The organism is Pseudomonas sp. ICBG1301 (genome assembly GCF_016918385.1).
Taxonomy (GTDB): domain Bacteria; phylum Pseudomonadota; class Gammaproteobacteria; order Pseudomonadales; family Pseudomonadaceae; genus Aquipseudomonas; species Aquipseudomonas palleroniana.
This window is the reverse complement of sequence record NZ_JAEKGB010000010.1, coordinates 177,153-195,932: the sequence shown is the minus strand read 5'-3', so window position 1 is coordinate 195,932 and position 18,780 is coordinate 177,153. Positions and strand designations below refer to the sequence as shown.

Here is an 18,780-nt window from a genome sequence, read left to right as displayed (position 1 = left end):
CAGTGAAACGATGCATCGCCGATGGTAGTGTGGGGTTTCCCCATGTGAGAGTAGGTCATCGTCAAGATTAAATTCCGAAACCCCATTTGCGAAAGCAGATGGGGTTTTGTTTTGGGCGATCGAAAATTCACCGGCACTCCCCGACAAATTTGCACAGTTATTTCTGAACCAGGCCACTAGAATAGGCACCTAACCATTTTTAGAGTCTGAGCCCTACTATGCCCGATCCGGTTGATACCCTTGAGGTGTCGGATTTACCGCTGGACGATCTGGTGGCATGCCATGAGTGCGACTTGCTGATGCGTAAACCGGTACTCGCCATCGGTGAGAAGGCCCAATGCCCACGCTGCGGATACGAGTTGTACGCTCATCGCCACAATGTCGTGGAGCGAAGCCTTGCCTTGGTAATTGCCGCGCTATTGCTTTACATCCCCGCGAACTTTTTACCTATCATGCAGCTCAATCTACTCGGGCAATCCTCCGAAGATACCGTCTGGACTGGCGTCGTCGGTTTGTTTGATACCGGCATGCAAGGCGTCGCGGTGGTGGTGTTCCTGTGCAGCATGGGCATTCCCCTGCTCAAATTGCTCTGCCAGTTGGCCGTGCTGCTCAGCATCCGCTGGAAGGTTGGCCGCAGCTATGGGTTGTTGCTCTACCGTATTTACCATCATCTGAAAGATTGGGGGATGTTGGAGGTCTACTTGATGGGCGTGCTTGTGGCGATCGTCAAACTCGCTGACATGGCCTCCATCACAGTCGGCCTGGGGCTCGTCTGTTTTGTCAGTCTATTAATCGTTCAAGTGCTGCTTGAGGTGGTGATGTCGCCCCATCAGATCTGGCAGGCGCTGTCTGGAGAGGATGATCATGCGAGCGATTGATGCAGGTATTCTGATCTGTACCGAATGCCACGAACTGAACAAGCAAGAGCCGGACACCGATGAGCAGCTGTGCACGCGTTGCGGTGCGCTTATCCATGCCCGTCGCCCCAACAGCCTGGCGCGCACATGGGCATTGCTGATGACTGCGGCGATCCTGTACATCCCCGCGAACCTATTGCCGATCATGACCATCAATACCCTCGGCCAGGGCGACCCCAGCACCATCATGGCCGGCGTGATCCAACTGGTGCAGCACGGTATGTACCCCATTGCGGCCGTGGTGTTCATCGCCAGTATCCTGGTGCCCACATTCAAGTTGGTGGGTATCGGTCTGCTACTGTTTTCGGTGCAGCGCCATCAACCGCTGTCCGCGCAACAACGCATTATCATGTACCGCTTCATCGAATTCATTGGCCGCTGGTCCATGTTGGATATCTTCGTGATCGCCATCCTGGTGGCGGTTGTAAACTTTGGCCGGCTTGCCAGTGTCGAGGCTGACCTCGGCGCTGCAGCGTTCGCCAGTGTGGTGATCTTGACGATGCTTGCCGCAGTAACTTTTGATCCCCGACTGATTTGGGATAACACGGAGTCGGACGACGACCATGAGTGATTTGCCTAAAGCTAAAACCCGCCCAGCCTCCAACTGGTCGGCCATTTGGGTGTTGCCCCTGATTGCCCTGATCATCGGTGGCTGGTTGGGATGGCGTGCCTATAACCAACAGGGCATTGAGATCCAAGTCCGTTTTGAAAGCGGCGAAGGTATTCAGGTCAACAAGACCGAAGTGGTCTACAAAGGCATGACCGTGGGTAAGGTCAAAGCCATGGCTCTGGATGACGAAGGCAGCAATCGGGGTGTGATCGCTACCATCGAAATGAACAAAGACGTTGAGCAGTATCTCAAGACCAACACGCGTTTCTGGCTGGTCAAACCCAGCGTCAGTCTTGCGGGTATCACCGGCCTTGAAACCCTGGTCTCAGGTAACTACATCGCTGCCAGTCCAGGTGATGGTGAACCCACCCGCAAATTCAAGGCGCTGTCTGAAGAGCCACCGTTATCTGACGCCAAGCCCGGTTTGCACTTGACCCTCAAGGCCGATCGACTCGGCTCGCTGAATCGTGGCAGCCCGGTGTTCTACAAGCAGATCCAGGTTGGCCAGGTCAAAAGCTACCTGCTCTCCGAAGACCAGAGCACCGTCGAGATCAAGGTCTATATCGAACCGACCTACGCCCACCTGGTGCGCAAACATACGCGGTTCTGGAACGCCAGTGGTATCAGCATCGACGCCAACCTCTCCGGCGTAAAGGTGCGCAGCGAATCCCTCTCTAGCATCGTTGCCGGCGGTATCGCCTTCGCCACGCCGGAGAATCGCAAGGACAGTCCGCCGACCGACCCGAGCCTGCCCTTCCGTCTGTATGAGGATTTTGATGCGGCCGCGGCCGGTATCAGGGTCAAGGTCAAACTGACCGATTTCGAAGGTTTGCAGGCTGGACGCACCCCCGTCATGTACAAAGGTATCCAGGTCGGTAGCCTGAAAACCCTGAAGATCGACCCAAGCCTCTCCAGTGCGAACGCTGAACTGACCCTCGATCCGCTCGCTGAGGAATACCTGGTGCAGGACACCCAGTTCTGGGTCGTCAAGCCGTCCATCTCACTGGCGGGCATCACTGGTCTGGAAGCCTTGGTCAAAGGTAACTACATCGCCATCCGACCTGGCGATAAAGGCGGCGCGCCACAGCGTGAGTTCACTGCCCGTGCCAAAGCTCCGCCGTTGGACCTGCGCTCCCCAGGCCTGCACATGGTGCTGCTCACCGATAGCCTCGGCTCCCTGGATGTGGGCAGTCCGATCCTCTACAAACAAGTCAAAGTCGGCTCGGTGCAGAGCTACCAGTTCTCCCGCAAGAACAAGCAGCTTGTGATCGGCGTTCACATCGAGAAGGAATACGAAAACCTGGTCAACGGTTCGACGCGCTTCTGGAATGCCAGCGGCGTCACCCTGACTGGCGGTCTGACCGGCGGCATCCAGGTCAAGAGTGAGTCGCTGGCCAGCCTGATGGCTGGCGGTATTGCTTTCGAAACCCCGGAGCCCAACGTACCCCTGAAAAGGCGCATTCCACGTTTCCGCCTGTTTGCTGACCGTGACGCGGCCAATCAGCATGGCACCCTGGTGACCATCAGGGTTGATCGCGCCGATGGACTGCGCCCGGGCACACCGGTACGTTTCAAGGGACTGGATGTGGGCAAGATCGAGAGCGTTGACCTGAGTGCCGACATGCAATCGGTATTGCTCAGCGCACGTATCACCCAAGTGGCCGATCGGATCGCGCGCGCAGGCAGCCAGTTCTGGGTGGTCAAGCCTGAGCTGGGCCTGATGAAAACGTCGAACCTGGAAACCCTGGTCACCGGCCAATACATCGAAGTGCAACCGGCGGCGAAAAACGCCGCTGCGCAGAAGAGTTTTGTAGCGCTGGACCAGCCTCCTGAAGCCGCCCACCAGGAGGCTGGCCTGAGCCTGACCCTCAGCGCCGCCCGCCGTGGTTCGTTGAAGGAAGGGGTGCCGGTCACGTATCGCGAAGTCACCGTCGGCAAGGTGACGGGTTACGAGTTGGGCCAGACTGCGGACCGTGTCCTGATCCATATCCTGATCGAGCCCAAGTACGCGCCTTTGGTACGGAGTGGCAGCCGCTTCTGGAACACCAGCGGCTTCGGGGTCGACTTCGGGCTATTCAAAGGTGCAACAGTGCGCACCGAGTCCCTGGAAACCTTGGTTGCCGGTGGTATCGCCTTTGCCACGCCAGACGGCGAGCGCATGGGCAACGCCGCACGGCCACAGCAAACCTTTGCGCTGTTCGACAAGTTCGAAGACGAATGGCTGACCTGGGCGCCTAAGATTCCTCTGGGCAAATAGACCGAGGCGCTGCCTTTCGCGAGTAAGCCCGCTCCCACATTCGCCCGCATTCCTGCAGCGAACACTCGGTCACCTGTGGGAGCGGGCTTGCTCGCGAAGAGGCCTCCAAGGGCTCCACGCTACTCAAAACCATAAAAAAGGCCGCGATCCATCAGATCGCGGCCTTTTGCGTTTCAGCGCAGTGGATCAAACCTCATCCAACTCCGGCTCGTCCGCCTGCACGTTCATCGTTGCCTTCACCACATCGTGACGACGGATGTACTTCCAGTCCGCTTCATCGATGTAGATGCCGTTCGGCCCGCTGCCGCCTTCAAGGTCAATCGCCACCTGGGCGGACACCTGCGGCTTCACACTCGCCAGGATCGGTACGAAGCCCAGCTGCAAGCTGGTTTCCAGCAGCGCGGCCTGGTTCTTCTCGTCGATGTCCGCTGCCTCGTCCAGGTAGTACGGCAAGCGCACACGCCCGGCCTGGTCGCGGTCCATCAAGTGCAGCAACAAGTACATGTTGGTCAGCGCCTTGATGGTCATGGTAGTGCCGTTGGACGCCGCGCCGTCGATGTCGGTGTGAATCACCGGTTGGCCGTGCACCTTGGTGATCTCGAACGCCAGCTCGAACAAGTCCTTGAGGCCCAGCTGGTTATGGTTGGCGGCTACCAGGCGTGCCAGGTATTCCTTGGCCTCTTCGTTCTTGTTGTCCTGCTCGGCGCTCTGGCTGAGGTCGAACACCGACAAGGTTTCGCCTTCTTCATACTGACCGGCACTGTGGATGATCTGGTCGATATGCTTGAGCGCCTCCTTGTTCGGCGCCAACACGATGCGAAAGCTCTGCAGGTTGGACACCTGACGCTTGTTGATCTCGCGGTTGAACAAGGCCAACTGGTGTTCCAGGCTGTCGTAGTCACTACGGATATTGCGCAGGGTACGTGCGATATCGGTGACCGCCGCACGGCGCGCCTTGCCCAGTGTCAGGGCTTCGTCGGTACGGTGCGCATAGGCGTTGATCAACAGTTGCAGGCGGCGTTCTACGTCATCCTCGCTGTCGAACTTGGCCACGCCCTTGAGGCGTACCTGCGCATACAACGCTTCGATCTGGCCATCGGCGCGCAGCAAACCTTGCCAGCTGTCCTGATAGTCATTGAGCAGTGGCAGCAGGTTGTCCATGGAGTCGTCGACCGGGTCCATGAACGGCGTGCCGAACGGCAAGTCCGCCGGCAGCAGTTGGCGACGGCGCAAGGCGTCATCCAGCGTACGCTGCTTGGCTTCCATATCCGCGATCTGACGGCCGACCAGTTGCAACTTGGCCGACAATTGCTGAACGCGCTCGGTGAAGGCATCGCTGGAGCGTTTCAACTCATCCTGGGCGGCTTCCATCTGCGCCAGGCTTTCCAGTTTTTCGCCTTCTTCGGCACTCAGGGTTTGCGTACGGCGGAAGTCTTCCAAGGCCTTTTGCGCATCCAGCACTTGCTGGTACAGCGCTTCGGTCTGGGTCTTGCTCGCCGCGCGGTCAGCAGCGACCGCCTGTTGCGTCTTGAGCTGCTTGAGTTCTTTTTCCAGGCGTTCTTTCTGGTCACGCAGTGCTGCGCGATCCGCCAAGGCTTGCAACGCCGGTGGCTCGATGTGGGAGATGTCGATGGACAGCCCCAGCACTTCGAAGCGCTCGCCCTTGAAGCCGTCGAGGATCTGCTCCAGGGATTTGACCCACTGGCCGTCCTCGTCCAGCGTGATGCCGTGCTCACCCAATGGCAGGCTGAACAGCGAACTGTTGAACAGGCGCATCAGACGTTCGACATCCTGCTGCGAGAACTCTTCACGCAGTTTGGCGTAGCTGTTGTTGTCCGCGTGGTCGAGCTGCTGCCTGACCGACTTCAAGCGTTTTTCCAGATCCCGCAGACGCTCGTCCAGATCCTCGGCGCTGAATTGTCGCGACTGCGCCAGGGCACCGGCCAATTCATCGTGGGCATCCTTGGCCGCCAGCAGTTGCTGCTCCAGCACCTTGACGTCATTGACCAAGGCAAAGCGATGCTTGAGCACCGACAACTCGCCCAACCAGCGCTGAATACCGCTGATCTCCCGCTCCAGGCGCATCAGCTCCTGGGTGCCGCCGCGCTGGTCGTTCTGCAGTGCGTCCTGCTCGTTGCGGTAGTGCTCGGCCTGGATCGTCAGTTCTTCCTTGCGCGCACTGGCGTAATCCGACCAAGTGCCCAGCAACGAATCCAGCAACGGCGACAGGCGATGCAGTTTGCCGCGCAGGATATCGCGCTGCTTCACACCATTGGACAGTGCCTCGACCAAAGGCCCCGCGGCCACCAGCGAGTTGTAGTCCTGTTCCATGCGTCGTACATCACGGAAGGCCTCTTCGCATGCAGCGATGTAATCGACACTGCCGGAACGCAGGCTGTGTTCGAACGCATCGAGGAACAATTGCTTGAGCTTGGCCGCGGTGATTTCGCGCATGTGCAGCAGGTTGATAAACAGTGCCCGGAACGTCTTCAGGCTCTGCTCGCTGGTGGAGCGTAGCGGAATCAGGGTCAGGTCCAGTGGGATCGACGTATGGCCGCCCACCAGCAGGCGACGCAGTTCATCGGGCTTGAGCTCATAGGCTTTCAGGCCTTCGCGCTCAAGGTTGGTGAACAGCTCTTTCTGGCGCAGGCAGGTATCGTTTTTCTGGTAATGGGCCAGGTCCAGCTTGCCGGCATAGGCAAAGAACTGGTGGCCGAAACCGCCCCCCGGGCCACGTCCGACCACACCGATCACGTGGGGGCCGTGAGGCAGGGAGACTTCCACGAGGATGTAGCTGGTGTCACTGGCGAAGTAGAAGCGCCGCGATTGTTCCAGGGTGTACTTGCCGAAACTCATGTCCGACATGCGCGCCAGGATCGGGAACTGCAAGGCGTTGATCGACGCGGATTTGCCCAGGTTGTTGGCGCCATAGACCGACAGCGGTTCTTCCAGTGGGAACAAGCCCAGGCTGTAGCCGGCGGTGTTCAATAGGGCGAAACGGCGGATGCCGTAGCGTTCCTTGCTCATGCGTCGGTCTCCTGTTCTTCTGCAATGGCACGAGCCAGGGCGTCTTCTTCGCTTTCTTCGGTAAAGTCACTGAGGTCCAGCGGGTCATCGGTTTCCAGCAGTTTTTCATCGCTGTCTTCGTCGATGATCACCGGTGCCGGCAATGGCAACACGCTGTGGATGCTGGCGGCCAGGTCGCGATCCTGCTGTACCGACAGGCACACATCAAGGAAACGGTGCATCGGCGGCAGGAAGCGGTACACGCCGTTGTCTTCGCTGGCAAAACCCAGTTGGGTCATGCGGCGCATGATTTTCTCTTCGAGTTCTTCCTGGGTCTGCACTTCGGCCTGGATAAACAGGTCGCGGTACTTCTCCAGCAACGACGGCAGCTCATCGCGGCCCAGGCTGCCACCGTCCAGCACAGCGATCGGGTCGCGGCCCTGGTCGGCCAGATGTTCGACGATGATGAAGGTGAACAACGCCAGGCGCTGCGCGGTCTTGTTCACTTGCGCGGCGGCCACGGCGGTGTCCGGCACGAAATAGTAGAAGCCCCGGGTGTCGCATACCAATTCAAAGCCCAGGGCCTTGAATAGCGTGCGGTACTGGTCCTGGAAGTTTGACAATTGTGCATACAGCTCAGGGTCGCGGCGGCTGACGTGGTAACCCTTGAACAGCTCGCGAAAAATCGGCGCCAGCTGGGACAGTTCGGATAGATCAAGATGCATAAGGCGTGCTCGCAGAATTCTCGGCGGCGTCAGGCGTGGCCGGGAGCAGGGCGAATGAGCGCAGGCTGACCTGGTGCTCGTGTGTGTGGTAATCGCGGCGTTCCAGGCGTTCGCGCTTGAAACGTTTTTCCCGCGAGAGGCGCGAGAACCAGTACAGCAACTCATCGGTGGCACCGTCCGGTTCCTGTTCCAGCAGCCAGGTCATCAGGTCCGGCATCGGCAGCGCGTCTTCGCAGCGTTCGAGCATTTCCTTGACCGTGCGCGGCGCGCGTTGGGCTTCGCCTCTGTGGGATTTGTGCGCCTTGGGGAAGCGTGCCGGTTTCGGCTCGAAATTCGCCAGGGCGTACACATAGGCTTCCACCTGGCTCGCACTGCCGAGAAAGGTGCTTTGCGGCCGGGTAAACATGGGCAACGCCGCTTGCGGCACCGCGTCCAGCCCTTTGCGGCGAATCGCCGACAAGGCCAGCGCCGCGCCTCGGGTCACGGCGTTGTGCCGACGGGCTTCTTCACGCAGCGGCAACAGCAGTTCGCGCGCATGACGCAAGGTCAGCTGGGCACTGGTCTGCATTTCAAGAATGCGCGCGTGGGTGCGCAGCAGCATGTCGTCGTCCACCAGGTGACCCAGGCGCTGTTGCTCGGTGAGCAGGCGCAGCAGCACATTCTCGACCTTGCGCACGCCCTGTTCGAAGGCGCCATCGGCGTTCACCAGTTGGATCATCGGTTCGACGTATTCATCCCAGGTTGCCAATACCTCGGCGTAACGCTGGCGCAGCGGTATCTGCCGGTCACTGGTCTTGGCGCGGTCGGCCACTGCGGCGAGGGCCTGTTCGTCGTTGGCGAGCTTTTTCAGCACGTCACGCACACGCATGTCGAGCAGGCGCAGTTGACGGGCCAGGTCGTGGCCGTCACGGATATCGAACGCATCTTGGATGTAGCCTGCCAAGCGTTCCAGATGGCGCAGGTAGGCTTCGATTTCCAGGCACAGGCCAAGCCGGTGCTCCTTGCGAAGATAAGCCAGGAAGTCATGGATCTGCGCATTGAGCTCGAAACGGTTCGGGCTCTTGGCGACAGGCACCAGGATATCCAGGCGAATCCATACGTCCAGCAGGTTGGTGATGTCCTGGGGCGTGCTGTCCAGTTGTTGGGCGGCCAATTGTGCGCGCAGCTCGCCCAGGCTCAAGGTGCCTTGGTCGAAGTGTTCACACAGTGGCTCCAGTAAGGCCCAGTGTTCGGCGAGGGCGCGTAGGACGCGCTTGGGTTCGATCATGGGAATGGCCGGCTGGTTGGCGATTAAAAGTCGCGATTGTACTGCATCAGGCGCGGGATTTATCCACAGCCGGTCAGCGCGCAGTGGGCGATTGTTGCCGAACAGCGGTAGAATCCTCGCTCTTTACTTATCCACAAGTGGCCGAGCTGTGCTTATCGAGTCCCGACGTCGCGCTTACTTGACCGCCATGCAGGTGGTCAACTGGCTGCCCCGCACCGAACTGCCGTTTGCCGCGCCGTCGCGGCCTGAGCTGTTGCAGGCGCTTGAACCCTATGAGGCGTTCGAGTCATCGGGCGAAGAGGCCGCAGCGCCCGTGGCGGTGGTCAACCCCGTAGCCCAATCGCGCCCTGTGGTCGAGCGAGCGAAGATCGAAGTACCGCGCCCATCGCCGGTGACCAAGCCGGTGGTGGCTGAAGAGACTGCGCCGGTGGTCAAGACGCCGGTAGTGCCGCCACCGCGCTTCGCCCTGCAATTACTGCGCGCCGGCCGTTGCCTGTTGCTGGTGGAACTGCCCACTGGCGAGCGTTTCCAGACCCGCGACCCGGCCTATATGCTGCTCAAGGACATGCTGCGCGCCGCCGGCCTGCCCGACAGCCCGCAAATCGTCGGCGACCCGGTGCGCTGGCCGCTGCTGGTACGCGGCACCATGGACCAGGGCCCGGAAGCTGCGCGGGATTTTGTGCAAGGCTTTGTGTCGGCGCGCCTGGAAGACGAACCCTGTGCATGCCTGTGGCTGATCGGCCTGCCCGCCGTGCGTTTCGCCGGCGAGGCCAATGCCGAAGCCTGGTACCGTGAACTGCAGGTCGAGGGCCTGGGCCTGTCCTGGGCCCTGCCGGGCCTGGAATTATTAATGGAAGAGCCACAGCGTAAGGCTGATGTCTGGCAAGCCATGCGCCGGCTGATGGCGCGCTGGAAAACGACTGATGAGTGAGGCTTTATCCTTCCGCCCGATGACCGAGGCTGACCTCGACGCGGTGCTGAAAATCGAATATGCGGCGTTCAGCCATCCGTGGACCCGCGGGATTTTCCTTGATGGCTTGGGCAAGTACCAGATCTGGCTGATGTTCGAAGGCGAGCAACAAGTCGGCCACGGCGTTGTACAGATCATCCTCGATGAAGCGCATTTGCTGAATATCACCGTCAAGCCGGAAAACCAGGGCCGCGGCCTGGGCTTGGCGTTGTTGGAACACCTGATGTCCCGCGCCTACGCGGCCAACGCTCGCGAGTGCTTCCTCGAAGTGCGCGACAGCAATACCAGCGCGTTCCGCTTGTATGAGCGCTACGGCTTCAACGAAATCGGGCGTCGGCGCGATTACTACCCCGCCGTGGGTGGCCGCGAAGATGCCGTCGTGATGGCCTGCACCCTCGTCGACTAGGGCGCAGGCCTCGTGTGGGAGCGGCTTGCTCCCACATCCAGCTCCGGTGGTGTGTCAGCGGCTACCGTCTACCGGGTCGATGTCGGCCAACTCGGCCTCATCCAATCCATTGCCGCCGCCAATCTCGTCTTCATCGACAATGCTCAGGTCATAATCGGCAGCGTCGCCATCGCCAGCTTCTCGAGCATCCCGCGCACCGTCTTCATGGATCAGGGTTTCCGGGCTCATGTCATCGTCGGTCGCCTCATGATCGGCCGTCGAAGCCCCGGTCATGCCGGCCTCCCGCGCCCGTTCAGCGGGTATCAGGTGCTCGCGCTCACGCGGGGGGATCTCTTCACCTATCTGCGCCGTCGGTTCCTCTTCGTCAAAATCCAGCTCGCGCATCGAGCCCATGCGATCTTCGTTGTCATCAATCGGTTCGGGCTGCGTGGCGCCGTAGGGGCGTCGTGATTCGGTCATGGCCAATCCTCATACTGTGGGGCTTATAGTGTGTGGACAGGCGCGGCAGCCTAAAGATTCAAGCTAATTAGCACTCAGCGTGACCCGGACGACGGGTTGTCAGTCACAAAACTGCGCACCATTCCTGAGGCTTTCCCTGATGAACGAACTACAAGACTTACTTGATAACAACGAACGCTGGGCGGACGCGATCAAACAGGAAGATCCCGAATTCTTCGCCAAGCTCGCTCGCCAGCAGACGCCGGAATACCTCTGGATCGGCTGCTCCGATGCCCGCGTACCGGCTAACGAGATCGTCGGCATGCTGCCGGGTGATCTGTTCGTGCACCGCAACGTGGCCAACGTGGTGCTGCACACCGACCTCAACTGCTTGTCGGTGATCCAGTACGCGGTCGACGTGCTCAAGGTCAAACATATTCTGGTGACCGGTCACTATGGCTGCGGCGGCGTGCGTGCCTCGATGCAAGACCGCCAGTTCGGCCTGATCGACGGCTGGCTGCGCACGATTCGCGACCTCTATTACGAGAACCGCGACCTGCTGGCCCAATTGCCCACCGAAGAAGAACGCGTCGACCGCCTCTGCGAGTTGAACGTGATTCAGCAGGTGGCCAATGTCGGCCACACCAGCATTGTGCAAAACGCCTGGCACCGTGGGCAGAGCCTGTCGATCCATGGCTGCATCTACGGCATCAAGGATGGGCGCTGGAAGAGCTTGAACACCACCATCAGTGGCTTTGAGCAGTTGCCGCCACAGTATCGCTTGCGCCCACTGGGTGAAGCCTAAGGGCTTTTGCGCATCCGCCACTGCTGCATGAACGCCTGGCCTTCGGCGTTCAGCGGCTCCTGGCTGCCGGTGATCCACCCTCGGCAGTTCAGCTCGCCACATTGGCAAGCGAACTGCCGGAACAACACGTCCTCGGTGCTCGCGTAATCCATGCTCAGGATTGTGCCGGCGCGCAAGGGCTGCACGGTCCACACCTCCAGGTAGGTGGTGTCGAAAAACACGTTCGGGTTGCACGAGTGCATCAATAAACCGGCGAACCAGCGGTCGTACAAGTGGATGCGTGACGACAACTGCAAGGTATGCAGGCGTCGCTCGCTGACCGCGTAGCCGGAGACTTTGGCGATGCGCACGCGGGCGTCGAAGGCCACGCGGGCCTTGACCCCGGCGCCGACACCCTCAATGTCGTGCAAAATCTTGAATTGCTTGGCCGAAGGGTAACCCTGTTCAACAAGCAGTGTCTTGAAGGGGTAAAGGCAGTCATTTACAGACGCTTTGGCCTTATCCATGGCATGAGTTTTCATGACTCTCCTGGGTTAGGCTGCATCGACTTGCTGATGTTGTCTGATTACCAGTCTCGCAGCTGATGGGGGCTGCTCAAGAATCGTCGAAGTTGGATCCGGTTTCTACTGTCAAATCTGACAGTAGAAACCGGGTTTTTTGCCTGATTTACAACGCTGGGGCTGCGAGGGTGGGGATTGGAGCGGCGGTTTTCAGTTGTTTGAGCTGGGCCTTGATGACCGGCGTGGCGCATTTGGCATTGGCTTGCTCCGGTGTCAGGTTGCGCACCGAGGTGTAGAACAGCTCACAGGTCTGTTCCTTGCGCGTGACTTGCCAGGTGTTCATGCACGCTTTAAGCAACACATTGGGATCGCCGGCCGGTTTCTGCCCCATCCCCGCTTGCCAGCAGGCGGCGCTCAAATCCTGCCCCATGACTTTCAAGCCCGCTTCATCGGCTTTTTGCTCGTTACCGTCATAGGTGGCCGGGTCAGCCGCATACCAGATGTAACTGGGATGGTTGGAGCCCAGCACCGACACTGTTTTGCCGGCGGCCGGGCTGATCTGCGCCAGGCCCAGCACACCGACGGTCTGGCCGTATTGCTGCTTGATCCAATTGCGCACCGGTGCGCCGAACGCGACCATCGGCAAGGAGCCACTTGGCGTCAGGCTCAGCTCCTGGACCATGCGTGTCTGGTAGCCATTGAAATAGCTGTAGACGCCTTCCAGATCCTTGCCCGCGTTAGACGGTGCAGCGACGGGAGCGATATCGATGATCGTCTGGTACGCAGGCGTTTCTGTGGCCGGGATACCGTTGTCGGTGAGCAAGGTCGCCCAACGGTCGGTCGTGGCCGATTCCAGGTAGTCCTGGGCCTGGGTCAGTGAGTAGTCCGGTGGGAAGTGCAGCAGCTCAATGCTCTTGCGGTTTTCCAGGGCCATGCCCAACGGCAGGAACAGGTACCAGTTGTACGCCCACTTACCGTCGCTGTTGAGCTTGCTGGCGCCTTGGTAAGCCAGGTCGGCGGTGTCGAGCAATTTGCTCAAAGGCTGGCCGTAGTTGTCAGGCACGCCGCTGAAGGTCGCCGAGAGCTGGCCCTCGTGGGTCTTCACGCTGACCTTGGCACGGTTGTAGCCATCACGCTGCAGGCTCTGGTTCAAGTAGTGCTCGACGGTCTGTTCCAGCGACCAGGGCCGAAAGCAGATCACGTTGCAATTATTGGGGAAAGCGAACAACTGGGTGACGCGCTGCGTACTGCCTAGCGGCACTTCGATATCAGCCTGGACGGCCGCACTCCCCAAGAGTGCAGCCAGGGCAAAAGACAACCGGGTCGGTTTGAACATGCTTGATTCCTTGTCAGCGAAAGCCCGTCTGCGCGGGGTGAAAGCCCACCCCCACACAGTAGCGGCTGACCAGCAAAACTGCGTGTTAAATCGCCCGGTGTGTCGCTATTGGATAAGAAAACCTACACATTGAACTGCAATGCGTTGCTCAAGTCGCCCATGGGCTTCTGGCCACGGGCGATCATCGCGTCATCCCGTTGCTTGAGACCGTCCAGTTTCTCCAACTGGAACACCCGGGTGATCAAGCGCAGGATCGATGCTGTGTCGTACACCGTATGGTCAACCGTGCCTTTACGGGCAAATGGCGACACCACCAGCGCCGGCACCCGGCTGCCCGGGCCCCAACGGTCGCCCTTGGGCGGAGCAACGTGGTCCCACCAGCCGCCGTTTTCATCCACGGTGACCACCACGACCATGTTTTTCCACTGCGGGCTTTCCTGCAGGACTTTCAAGGCGCGGGCGATGTGGCGATCACCCGATGCCACGTCGGCGTAACCGGCGTGCATGTTCAGGTTGCCCTGGGGCTTGTAGAAGGTCACGGCGGGCAGCTTGCCGGCCTGGGCGTCGGCGAAGAATTTGTTGGTGCTGGCCTCATCGCCCAAGCCGCCGTCGCGCAGGCGTTTGTCGCGTTCAGCGCGATTTTCCGGCCCTTGTTGCTTGAAATAGTTGAATGGCTGGTGGTGGTACTGGAAGTTCGGGATCTTCGGGATGCCGCCCGAATCCTTGAACTGGTCCAGGGTCGCTTGCCAGGCGCCGGCATACCAGGCCCAGTCGACGTTCTTTTTCGACAACTTGTCGCCGATGTGTTCGTGGGTCTGCGGTACCAGTACGTTGGGCAGGTCGGCCTTGGCGTAGTCCGGGTTCTGCGGATCGCGAATCCAGGTCGGCCAGTAGGGCGGCGCCAAGGTATTCACGCCGTAACCATCCGGGGTCAGTGCGCTCGGGCCGAACTGCGGCGGGCCGGTCATGGCGCTGGCGGGGGACTTGTCCAACGGCTTGAGACGAGTGTCGGTCGGGTCATCGCTTTGCAGTGTGGCGATCTGGGCCTTGGCGACCGATTGCGCAGCATTGGGATAAAACGGCGCGGTAGCGCTGATCAGATACTGGTGGTTAAGGAACGAGCCACCGAATGCTCCCTGGAAGAAGTTGTCGCACAGCACAAATTCCTTGGCCACGTCCCACAGGCGCAGGGAGTAACGGCTCTGGGCGTAATAACCCATTACCAGACCACCGGAATCGGCCCAGGCGACGAAGTTATCGTTCTTGCCGCCGTTGATCTGCATCTGGTTTTGATAGAACACGTGCCACAAATCACGGGTGACCAGGCTCAGCGGCAGGTCTTCGGCGCTCGGCCCCTTGAGGGCAAACGGTGCGTTGGGCAGGTTTTCCTGGAATTGCACTTCACTGGGATAGGTCACCCCATCCACCGTTTGTGGGCCGACTTGCAACACACCGCCCCAGGCCGGTGGCAATGTGCTCAGCAGGCTGCCGTCGCGGTCGCGTTGCTGGGTGTCTGCGGCCGACAGCGCCGACAAGGGTTTTTCTACGCCAGGGAAGTCCGCAAACAGATTGTTGAAGCTGCGGTTCTCGGCATAAATCACCACCACGGTTTTCACCTGCTCGTGCAGGGCCTTGTCCAGCTCTTGCGGCGTCAGTGGCCGCTCCACCGGTTTGCCCGGCGTCTGGTTGGCGTTGCCGCAGGCACTCAACGTCGCGCCCACCCCCAGCACCGCCGCGCCCCCCAGGAAACGCCGGCGGCTGGTATCGACCGGCGGTTGGGCTACGGAATCGGGGGAAGGGCGTTCTTCGTGCTCGTCACTCATTGCTGGGAGTCCTTGCTGGCGAGATGTTGCAAGATATTTCGCAGGACGGTAGCAATGCAATGTGACGGAACGAAGACAGTGATGTGAGCACCCAGACGTGTCTACACGCGCCCCGCGCTGCTAGACTTGCTCGATAATGGATGTCACCGGGGTGAACCGTGAAACCTTCAACTGCGCTGGATCTGAAGCGAGCGGCCGTCAGAGAAGTGGTGGGCCGTTTTCGCATTTCTAACCCAAGGGTATTTGGGTCTGTATTGCTGGGTACCGACCAAGAAGGCAGCGACCTTGATTTGCTGGTCGATGCGCCGGCGGGGACCACACTATTTGATCTTGGTGGGCTGCAAGTCGAGCTTGAAGATCTACTCGGGGTTAATGTGGATCTACTGACGCCTGCCGATTTGCCTTTGAAGTTTCGCGCGAAGGTGTTGGCTGAGGCGCGGCCGGTATGACTGCAAACCGCCTCGGGGATTATCTGGACCACATAAGGCAGGCCACTGTTGATGCGATCAGCTTTGTCGAAGGCTTGAGCAAAGATGAGTTTTTGGAGGACAGGCGTACCCAGCAAGCGGTGGTTATGAGTTTGATCATCATCGGTGAAGCCTCAACGAAAATCATGGATCAACATGCGGAATTCGCTGCGGCTCATTCACACGTTCCGTGGCGCAGCATGCGCGGAATGCGCAACCGGATCGCCCACGGCTACTTCGATATCAACCTGGATGTGGTTTGGGACACGATCCAGATCGCATTGCCTGATTTACTCGAGTGTCTCCCTGTTGCTCCTGCATGAAGCACCTGTTGCAACAGGTGCTTCACCCGTTGATTAAGGCATCACCGGCGGCAAATACTTCAACGTCGTCCCCAGCGCCCACAGCAGGAACAGCACCAACGGCGTGTGCACCAGCAGTTGCACGAACGAAAACCCGATCAGATCCCGTGCCTTCAACCCCAACACGCCCAGCAGCGGCAGCATGTAGAACGGGTTGATCAGGTTCGGCAGCGCTTCGGCGGCATTGTAGATCTGCACTGCCCAGCCCAGGTGATACTGCAAGTCATTGGCCACTTGCATCACATAAGGCGCTTCGATGATCCACTTGCCACCACCTGACGGAATAAAGAAGCCCAGGACCGCCGAGTACACGCCCATCAATAGTGCATAGGTGTCGTGGGAGGCGATAGAGGTAAAGAAGGTCGAGATATGGTGCGCCAGGGTCTGGCCATCGCCGCCCTTGACCACGGTCATCAACGCAGCGATCGAGCCGTACAGCGGGAACTGTATCAGCACGCCGGTGGTGGTCGGTACGGCGCGAGCCACGGCATCGAGGAAGCTGCGCGGCCGCCAGTGCAGCAGCGCGCCGACCATGATGAACAGGAAGTTGTAGGTGTTCAGCCCCGAGATCGCACTGATCGCCGGCTTGCTCGAAAACTCATGGAACAGCCAGCCGGCGGCCAGCAAGGCCAGCAGGATGGTCAGCAGCGGGCTGTGTTCCAGCCATTCGCCAGGGCGGCTCGGTGCTTGCGGCTTGGGCAGGTTGAAGGCTGGGTCGACGCCACACGCCTTGGCATCGCGGGCGCTGTTCGGCCCTGGTGCGGTGGCGTAGGCGACGATCAGCGAGACTACGATCAACGCCAGCAACAGCGCGCCGGATTGCCACAGGAAGATGGTGTCGGTGAACGGGATCATCCCGGTGATCGCCAGGATCGAGGGCGGCAAGCTCGCCGGGTTGGCCTGCAACTGCGCGGCGGATGACGACAACCCCAGCGCCCACACTGCGCCCAGCCCCAAATAGGCAGCCGCACCGGCGGCGCGGTAGTCCATGCGCAAATCCGTGCGCCGGGCCAGTGCGCGTACCAGTAGCCCACCGAACACCAGGGACAGGCCCCAGTTGAGCAAGGAGGCGACCATGGAAATCAACGCCACCCAGGCCACGGCCGAGCGGCCGTTCTTCGGGATACGCGCCAGCCGGTCGATCAACTTCACCGCAGGCGGCGAGCTGGCCACCACATAACCACCGATCACCACGAAGGCCATCTGCATGGTGAACGGGATCAAACTCCAGAAACCGTCACCAAAAGCCTTGGCGGCTTCGGTGGGCGCGGCGCCCATGCCCAGGGTCGCCACGGCCACGATGATCACGGCGAGGGCGGCAAACACCCAGGAGTCAGGAAACCAGCGCTCGGCGAAATTGGAGCAGCGCAGGGCAAAGCGGGCATAGCGGCTTTCTTCGATAGCATCGGCCACGAGTCATTCCTCTTGTATTTATTATGAGGTTCGGCAGTTTTACGGCATGTTCCGCTACGGCTATTGATATGGGAATGCAGTTATCTTCATCGATCGATGAGGAAAACAAATATATCTGTCGTGATTGCCATCATTGGGCTCAGCTCATAACCTGCACGCCATTTTGTTTGTCTGCCGAGCTTTCACATGACTGCCACCTTCTCTTCACAGGCGCAGCGTTTTTCCCGCTCCGACTACAAAACCCTGGGCCTGGCCGCCCTCGGCGGCGCCCTGGAAATCTACGACTTCATCATCTTCGTATTCTTCGCGCTGACCCTCAGCCAACTGTTCTTCCCGCCGGAAATGCCGGAGTGGCTGCGCCTGCTGCAAAGCTTCGGCATCTTTGTCACTGGCTACCTCGCACGCCCGCTGGGCGGCATCCTGATGGCGCACTTCGCCGACCATCTGGGACGCAAGCGTGTGTTCAGCCTGAGTATTCTGATGATGGCCTTGCCGTGCCTGCTGATCGGGATCATGCCGACGTACGCGCAAATCGGCTATTTCGCACCGCTGATTCTGCTCGCCTTGCGCGTGCTGCAAGGGGCGGCGGTCGGCGGCGAAGTGCCCAGCGCCTGGACCTTTGTCGCCGAGCACGCCCCGATCCATCACCGCGGCTACGCCCTGGGTTTCCTGCAAGCCGGCCTGACCTTCGGCTACCTGCTTGGTGCCCTCACCGCGACGCTGCTGGCGCAACTCTTCAGCCCCGCCGAAATCCTCGATTACGCCTGGCGCTTCCCGTTCCTGCTCGGTGGTGTGTTCGGTGTGATCGGCGTCTGGCTGCGCCGCTGGCTCAGCGAAACCCCGGTGTTCCTCGAAATGCAGGCACGCCGCCAGGCCGCTGCCGAACTGCCGCTGCGCACCGTGCTGCGTGAGCATCGCGCCGTGTTGCTGCCGGCGATGATCCTCACGTGCGTGCTGACATCGGCCGTGGTGGTACTGGTGGTCATCACCCCGACCATGATGCAGAAAACCTTCGGTATGAGCCCCAGCCACACCTTCGCCTTGAGCGCGCTGGGCATCGTCTTCCTGAACATCGGCTGCGTGCTCGCCGGCCTTTTGGTCGACCGCATCGGCGCTTGGCGCGCGGTGCTGGTCTATAGCCTGCTGCTGCCGGTAGGCATTGCGGTGTTGTACGCCAGCCTGATCGCCGGTGGTGTATGGCTGGGCGCGGCATACGCCTTGGCGGGCTTGAGTTGTGGCGTAGTCGGTGCGGTGCCGTCGGTGATGGTCGGGCTGTTTCCGGCGCAGGTGCGGGTGTCGGGGATTTCCTTTACCTACAACATTGCCTACGCGCTATGGGCGAGTACCACGCCGCTGTTGCTGATTGCGCTGATGCCGACCAGTCCGTGGATTTGTGTGGGTTACTGTGCGGTGATGGGGGCGGTGGGTGTGGCGAGTGTGGCGCTGTTTGGCAAGCGCCACACCTTGGCTGCCTGAGG

Annotated in this window: 17 protein-coding genes; 9 read left to right on the top strand and 8 right to left on the bottom strand. The window is 60.2% G+C overall.

Translation table 11 applies throughout. The features are described 5' to 3' along the window. Positions 1-218: 218 nt before the first annotated feature. Genes JBE38_RS22945 through JBE38_RS22935 form a run of 3 tightly spaced genes read left to right on the top strand, consistent with a single transcriptional unit; the run spans position 219 to position 3,784 of the window. Complete coding sequence (locus tag JBE38_RS22945) at positions 219-878, top strand: paraquat-inducible protein A (RefSeq protein WP_060754755.1); 660 nt, start codon at positions 219-221, stop codon at positions 876-878. Next, positions 865-1,488, top strand: a complete 624-nt coding sequence (locus JBE38_RS22940; RefSeq protein WP_104995418.1) for a paraquat-inducible protein A — start codon at positions 865-867, stop codon at positions 1,486-1,488. Before JBE38_RS22945 ends, JBE38_RS22940 begins: the two co-directional genes overlap by 14 nt. Then, entirely contained in the window at positions 1,481-3,784 is a 2,304-nt protein-coding gene (locus tag JBE38_RS22935) for a PqiB family protein (RefSeq protein ID WP_205345185.1), read from the top strand. Before JBE38_RS22940 ends, JBE38_RS22935 begins: the two co-directional genes overlap by 8 nt. Before the next feature lie 186 nt (positions 3,785-3,970). On the opposite strand, the gene mksF is transcribed toward JBE38_RS22935, so the two are convergent. Genes mksF through mksB form a run of 3 tightly spaced genes read right to left on the bottom strand, consistent with a single transcriptional unit; the run spans position 3,971 to position 8,782 of the window. After that, positions 3,971-6,811 (bottom strand): Mks condensin complex protein MksF, encoded by a 2,841-nt coding sequence (mksF, locus tag JBE38_RS22930; RefSeq protein WP_205345184.1) that lies wholly within the window; start codon positions 6,809-6,811, stop codon positions 3,971-3,973. Then, complete coding sequence (gene mksE / locus JBE38_RS22925; protein ID WP_060754759.1) at positions 6,808-7,515, bottom strand: Mks condensin complex protein MksE; 708 nt, start codon at positions 7,513-7,515, stop codon at positions 6,808-6,810. The genes mksF and mksE overlap by 4 nt, the downstream gene beginning before the upstream one ends. After that, the gene (gene mksB, locus JBE38_RS22920; protein WP_060754760.1) at positions 7,505-8,782 is read right to left on the bottom strand and encodes an Mks condensin complex protein MksB; all 1,278 of its coding nucleotides are present in this window, start codon (positions 8,780-8,782) and stop codon (positions 7,505-7,507) included. The genes mksE and mksB overlap by 11 nt, the downstream gene beginning before the upstream one ends. A 187-nt stretch (positions 8,783-8,969) precedes the next feature. Between mksB and JBE38_RS22915 the strand changes: the two genes are divergently transcribed. Together JBE38_RS22915 and rimI are read left to right on the top strand one after the other, a co-directional pair. After that, entirely contained in the window at positions 8,970-9,713 is a 744-nt protein-coding gene (locus tag JBE38_RS22915) for an energy transducer TonB (protein WP_205345187.1), read from the top strand. Beyond that, positions 9,706-10,158 carry a ribosomal protein S18-alanine N-acetyltransferase gene (gene rimI, locus JBE38_RS22910; RefSeq protein ID WP_090366980.1) on the top strand — a complete coding sequence of 151 codons (453 nt, stop codon included), beginning with the start codon at positions 9,706-9,708 and terminating at the stop codon, positions 10,156-10,158. Before JBE38_RS22915 ends, rimI begins: the two co-directional genes overlap by 8 nt. A 54-nt stretch (positions 10,159-10,212) precedes the next feature. On the opposite strand, the gene JBE38_RS22905 is transcribed toward rimI, so the two are convergent. After that, a complete protein-coding gene (locus JBE38_RS22905) occupies positions 10,213-10,617 on the bottom strand; it encodes a hypothetical protein (RefSeq protein ID WP_060754763.1) in 405 nt (134 codons plus the stop codon). A gap of 139 nt (positions 10,618-10,756) precedes the next feature. Here JBE38_RS22905 and can point away from each other — a divergent pair, with 139 nt between their 5' ends. Further along, positions 10,757-11,401 (top strand): carbonate dehydratase, encoded by a 645-nt coding sequence (can, locus tag JBE38_RS22900; protein WP_010213394.1) that lies wholly within the window; start codon positions 10,757-10,759, stop codon positions 11,399-11,401. Here can and JBE38_RS22895 read toward each other — a convergent pair. The 3 genes from JBE38_RS22895 to acpA form a co-directional block, all read right to left on the bottom strand. Beyond that, on the bottom strand, positions 11,398-11,922 hold the full coding sequence (locus tag JBE38_RS22895) for an SET domain-containing protein-lysine N-methyltransferase (protein ID WP_205345183.1): 525 nt from the start codon (positions 11,920-11,922) through the stop codon (positions 11,398-11,400). The two genes, can and JBE38_RS22895, sit on opposite strands and share 4 nt — an antisense overlap. Positions 11,923-12,067: 145 nt before the next feature. After that, positions 12,068-13,237, bottom strand: coding sequence for a hypothetical protein (locus JBE38_RS22890; protein WP_205345182.1), 1,170 nt, complete (start codon positions 13,235-13,237; stop codon positions 12,068-12,070). A gap of 122 nt (positions 13,238-13,359) precedes the next feature. Further along, positions 13,360-15,060, bottom strand: a complete 1,701-nt coding sequence (gene acpA / locus JBE38_RS22885; RefSeq protein ID WP_205345181.1) for an acid phosphatase — start codon at positions 15,058-15,060, stop codon at positions 13,360-13,362. 158 nt (positions 15,061-15,218) lie between these two features. Here acpA and JBE38_RS22880 point away from each other — a divergent pair, with 158 nt between their 5' ends. Both JBE38_RS22880 and JBE38_RS22875 read left to right on the top strand, forming a co-directional pair. Continuing rightward, a complete protein-coding gene (locus JBE38_RS22880) occupies positions 15,219-15,509 on the top strand; it encodes a nucleotidyltransferase domain-containing protein (RefSeq protein WP_205345180.1) in 291 nt (96 codons plus the stop codon). Beyond that, a complete protein-coding gene (locus JBE38_RS22875; RefSeq protein ID WP_090366972.1) occupies positions 15,506-15,850 on the top strand; it encodes a HepT-like ribonuclease domain-containing protein in 345 nt (114 codons plus the stop codon). Before JBE38_RS22880 ends, JBE38_RS22875 begins: the two co-directional genes overlap by 4 nt. A 33-nt stretch (positions 15,851-15,883) precedes the next feature. Here the strand turns inward: JBE38_RS22875 and JBE38_RS22870 are convergent, their stop codons facing one another. Next, positions 15,884-17,302 (bottom strand): TIGR00366 family protein, encoded by a 1,419-nt coding sequence (locus tag JBE38_RS22870; RefSeq protein ID WP_205345179.1) that lies wholly within the window; start codon positions 17,300-17,302, stop codon positions 15,884-15,886. Between the two features lie 186 nt (positions 17,303-17,488). Here JBE38_RS22870 and JBE38_RS22865 point away from each other — a divergent pair, with 186 nt between their 5' ends. After that, positions 17,489-18,778, top strand: coding sequence for an MFS transporter (locus JBE38_RS22865; RefSeq protein WP_090366969.1), 1,290 nt, complete (start codon positions 17,489-17,491; stop codon positions 18,776-18,778). The last annotated feature ends 2 nt before the right edge of the window (positions 18,779-18,780 follow it).

Bases quoted from the DNA above. Each gene is read 5' to 3' on its own strand.
- JBE38_RS22940 (WP_104995418.1), top strand. From the start codon at position 865: ATGCGAGCGATTGATGCAGGTATTCTGATCTGTACCGAATGCCACGAA.
- JBE38_RS22905 (WP_060754763.1), bottom strand. From the start codon at position 10,617: ATGACCGAATCACGACGCCCCTACGGCGCCACGCAGCCCGAACCGATT.
- mksE (WP_060754759.1), bottom strand. From the start codon at position 7,515: ATGCATCTTGATCTATCCGAACTGTCCCAGCTGGCGCCGATTTTTCGC.
- JBE38_RS22875 (WP_090366972.1), top strand. From the start codon at position 15,506: ATGACTGCAAACCGCCTCGGGGATTATCTGGACCACATAAGGCAGGCC.
- JBE38_RS22895 (WP_205345183.1), bottom strand. From the start codon at position 11,922: ATGAAAACTCATGCCATGGATAAGGCCAAAGCGTCTGTAAATGACTGC.
- JBE38_RS22945 (WP_060754755.1), top strand. From the start codon at position 219: ATGCCCGATCCGGTTGATACCCTTGAGGTGTCGGATTTACCGCTGGAC.
- acpA (WP_205345181.1), bottom strand. From the start codon at position 15,060: ATGAGTGACGAGCACGAAGAACGCCCTTCCCCCGATTCCGTAGCCCAA.
- mksF (WP_205345184.1), bottom strand. From the start codon at position 6,811: ATGAGCAAGGAACGCTACGGCATCCGCCGTTTCGCCCTATTGAACACC.
- mksB (WP_060754760.1), bottom strand. From the start codon at position 8,782: ATGATCGAACCCAAGCGCGTCCTACGCGCCCTCGCCGAACACTGGGCC.
- rimI (WP_090366980.1), top strand. From the start codon at position 9,706: ATGAGTGAGGCTTTATCCTTCCGCCCGATGACCGAGGCTGACCTCGAC.
- JBE38_RS22865 (WP_090366969.1), top strand. From the start codon at position 17,489: ATGACTGCCACCTTCTCTTCACAGGCGCAGCGTTTTTCCCGCTCCGAC.
- can (WP_010213394.1), top strand. From the start codon at position 10,757: ATGAACGAACTACAAGACTTACTTGATAACAACGAACGCTGGGCGGAC.
- JBE38_RS22915 (WP_205345187.1), top strand. From the start codon at position 8,970: ATGCAGGTGGTCAACTGGCTGCCCCGCACCGAACTGCCGTTTGCCGCG.
- JBE38_RS22890 (WP_205345182.1), bottom strand. From the start codon at position 13,237: ATGTTCAAACCGACCCGGTTGTCTTTTGCCCTGGCTGCACTCTTGGGG.
- JBE38_RS22935 (WP_205345185.1), top strand. From the start codon at position 1,481: ATGAGTGATTTGCCTAAAGCTAAAACCCGCCCAGCCTCCAACTGGTCG.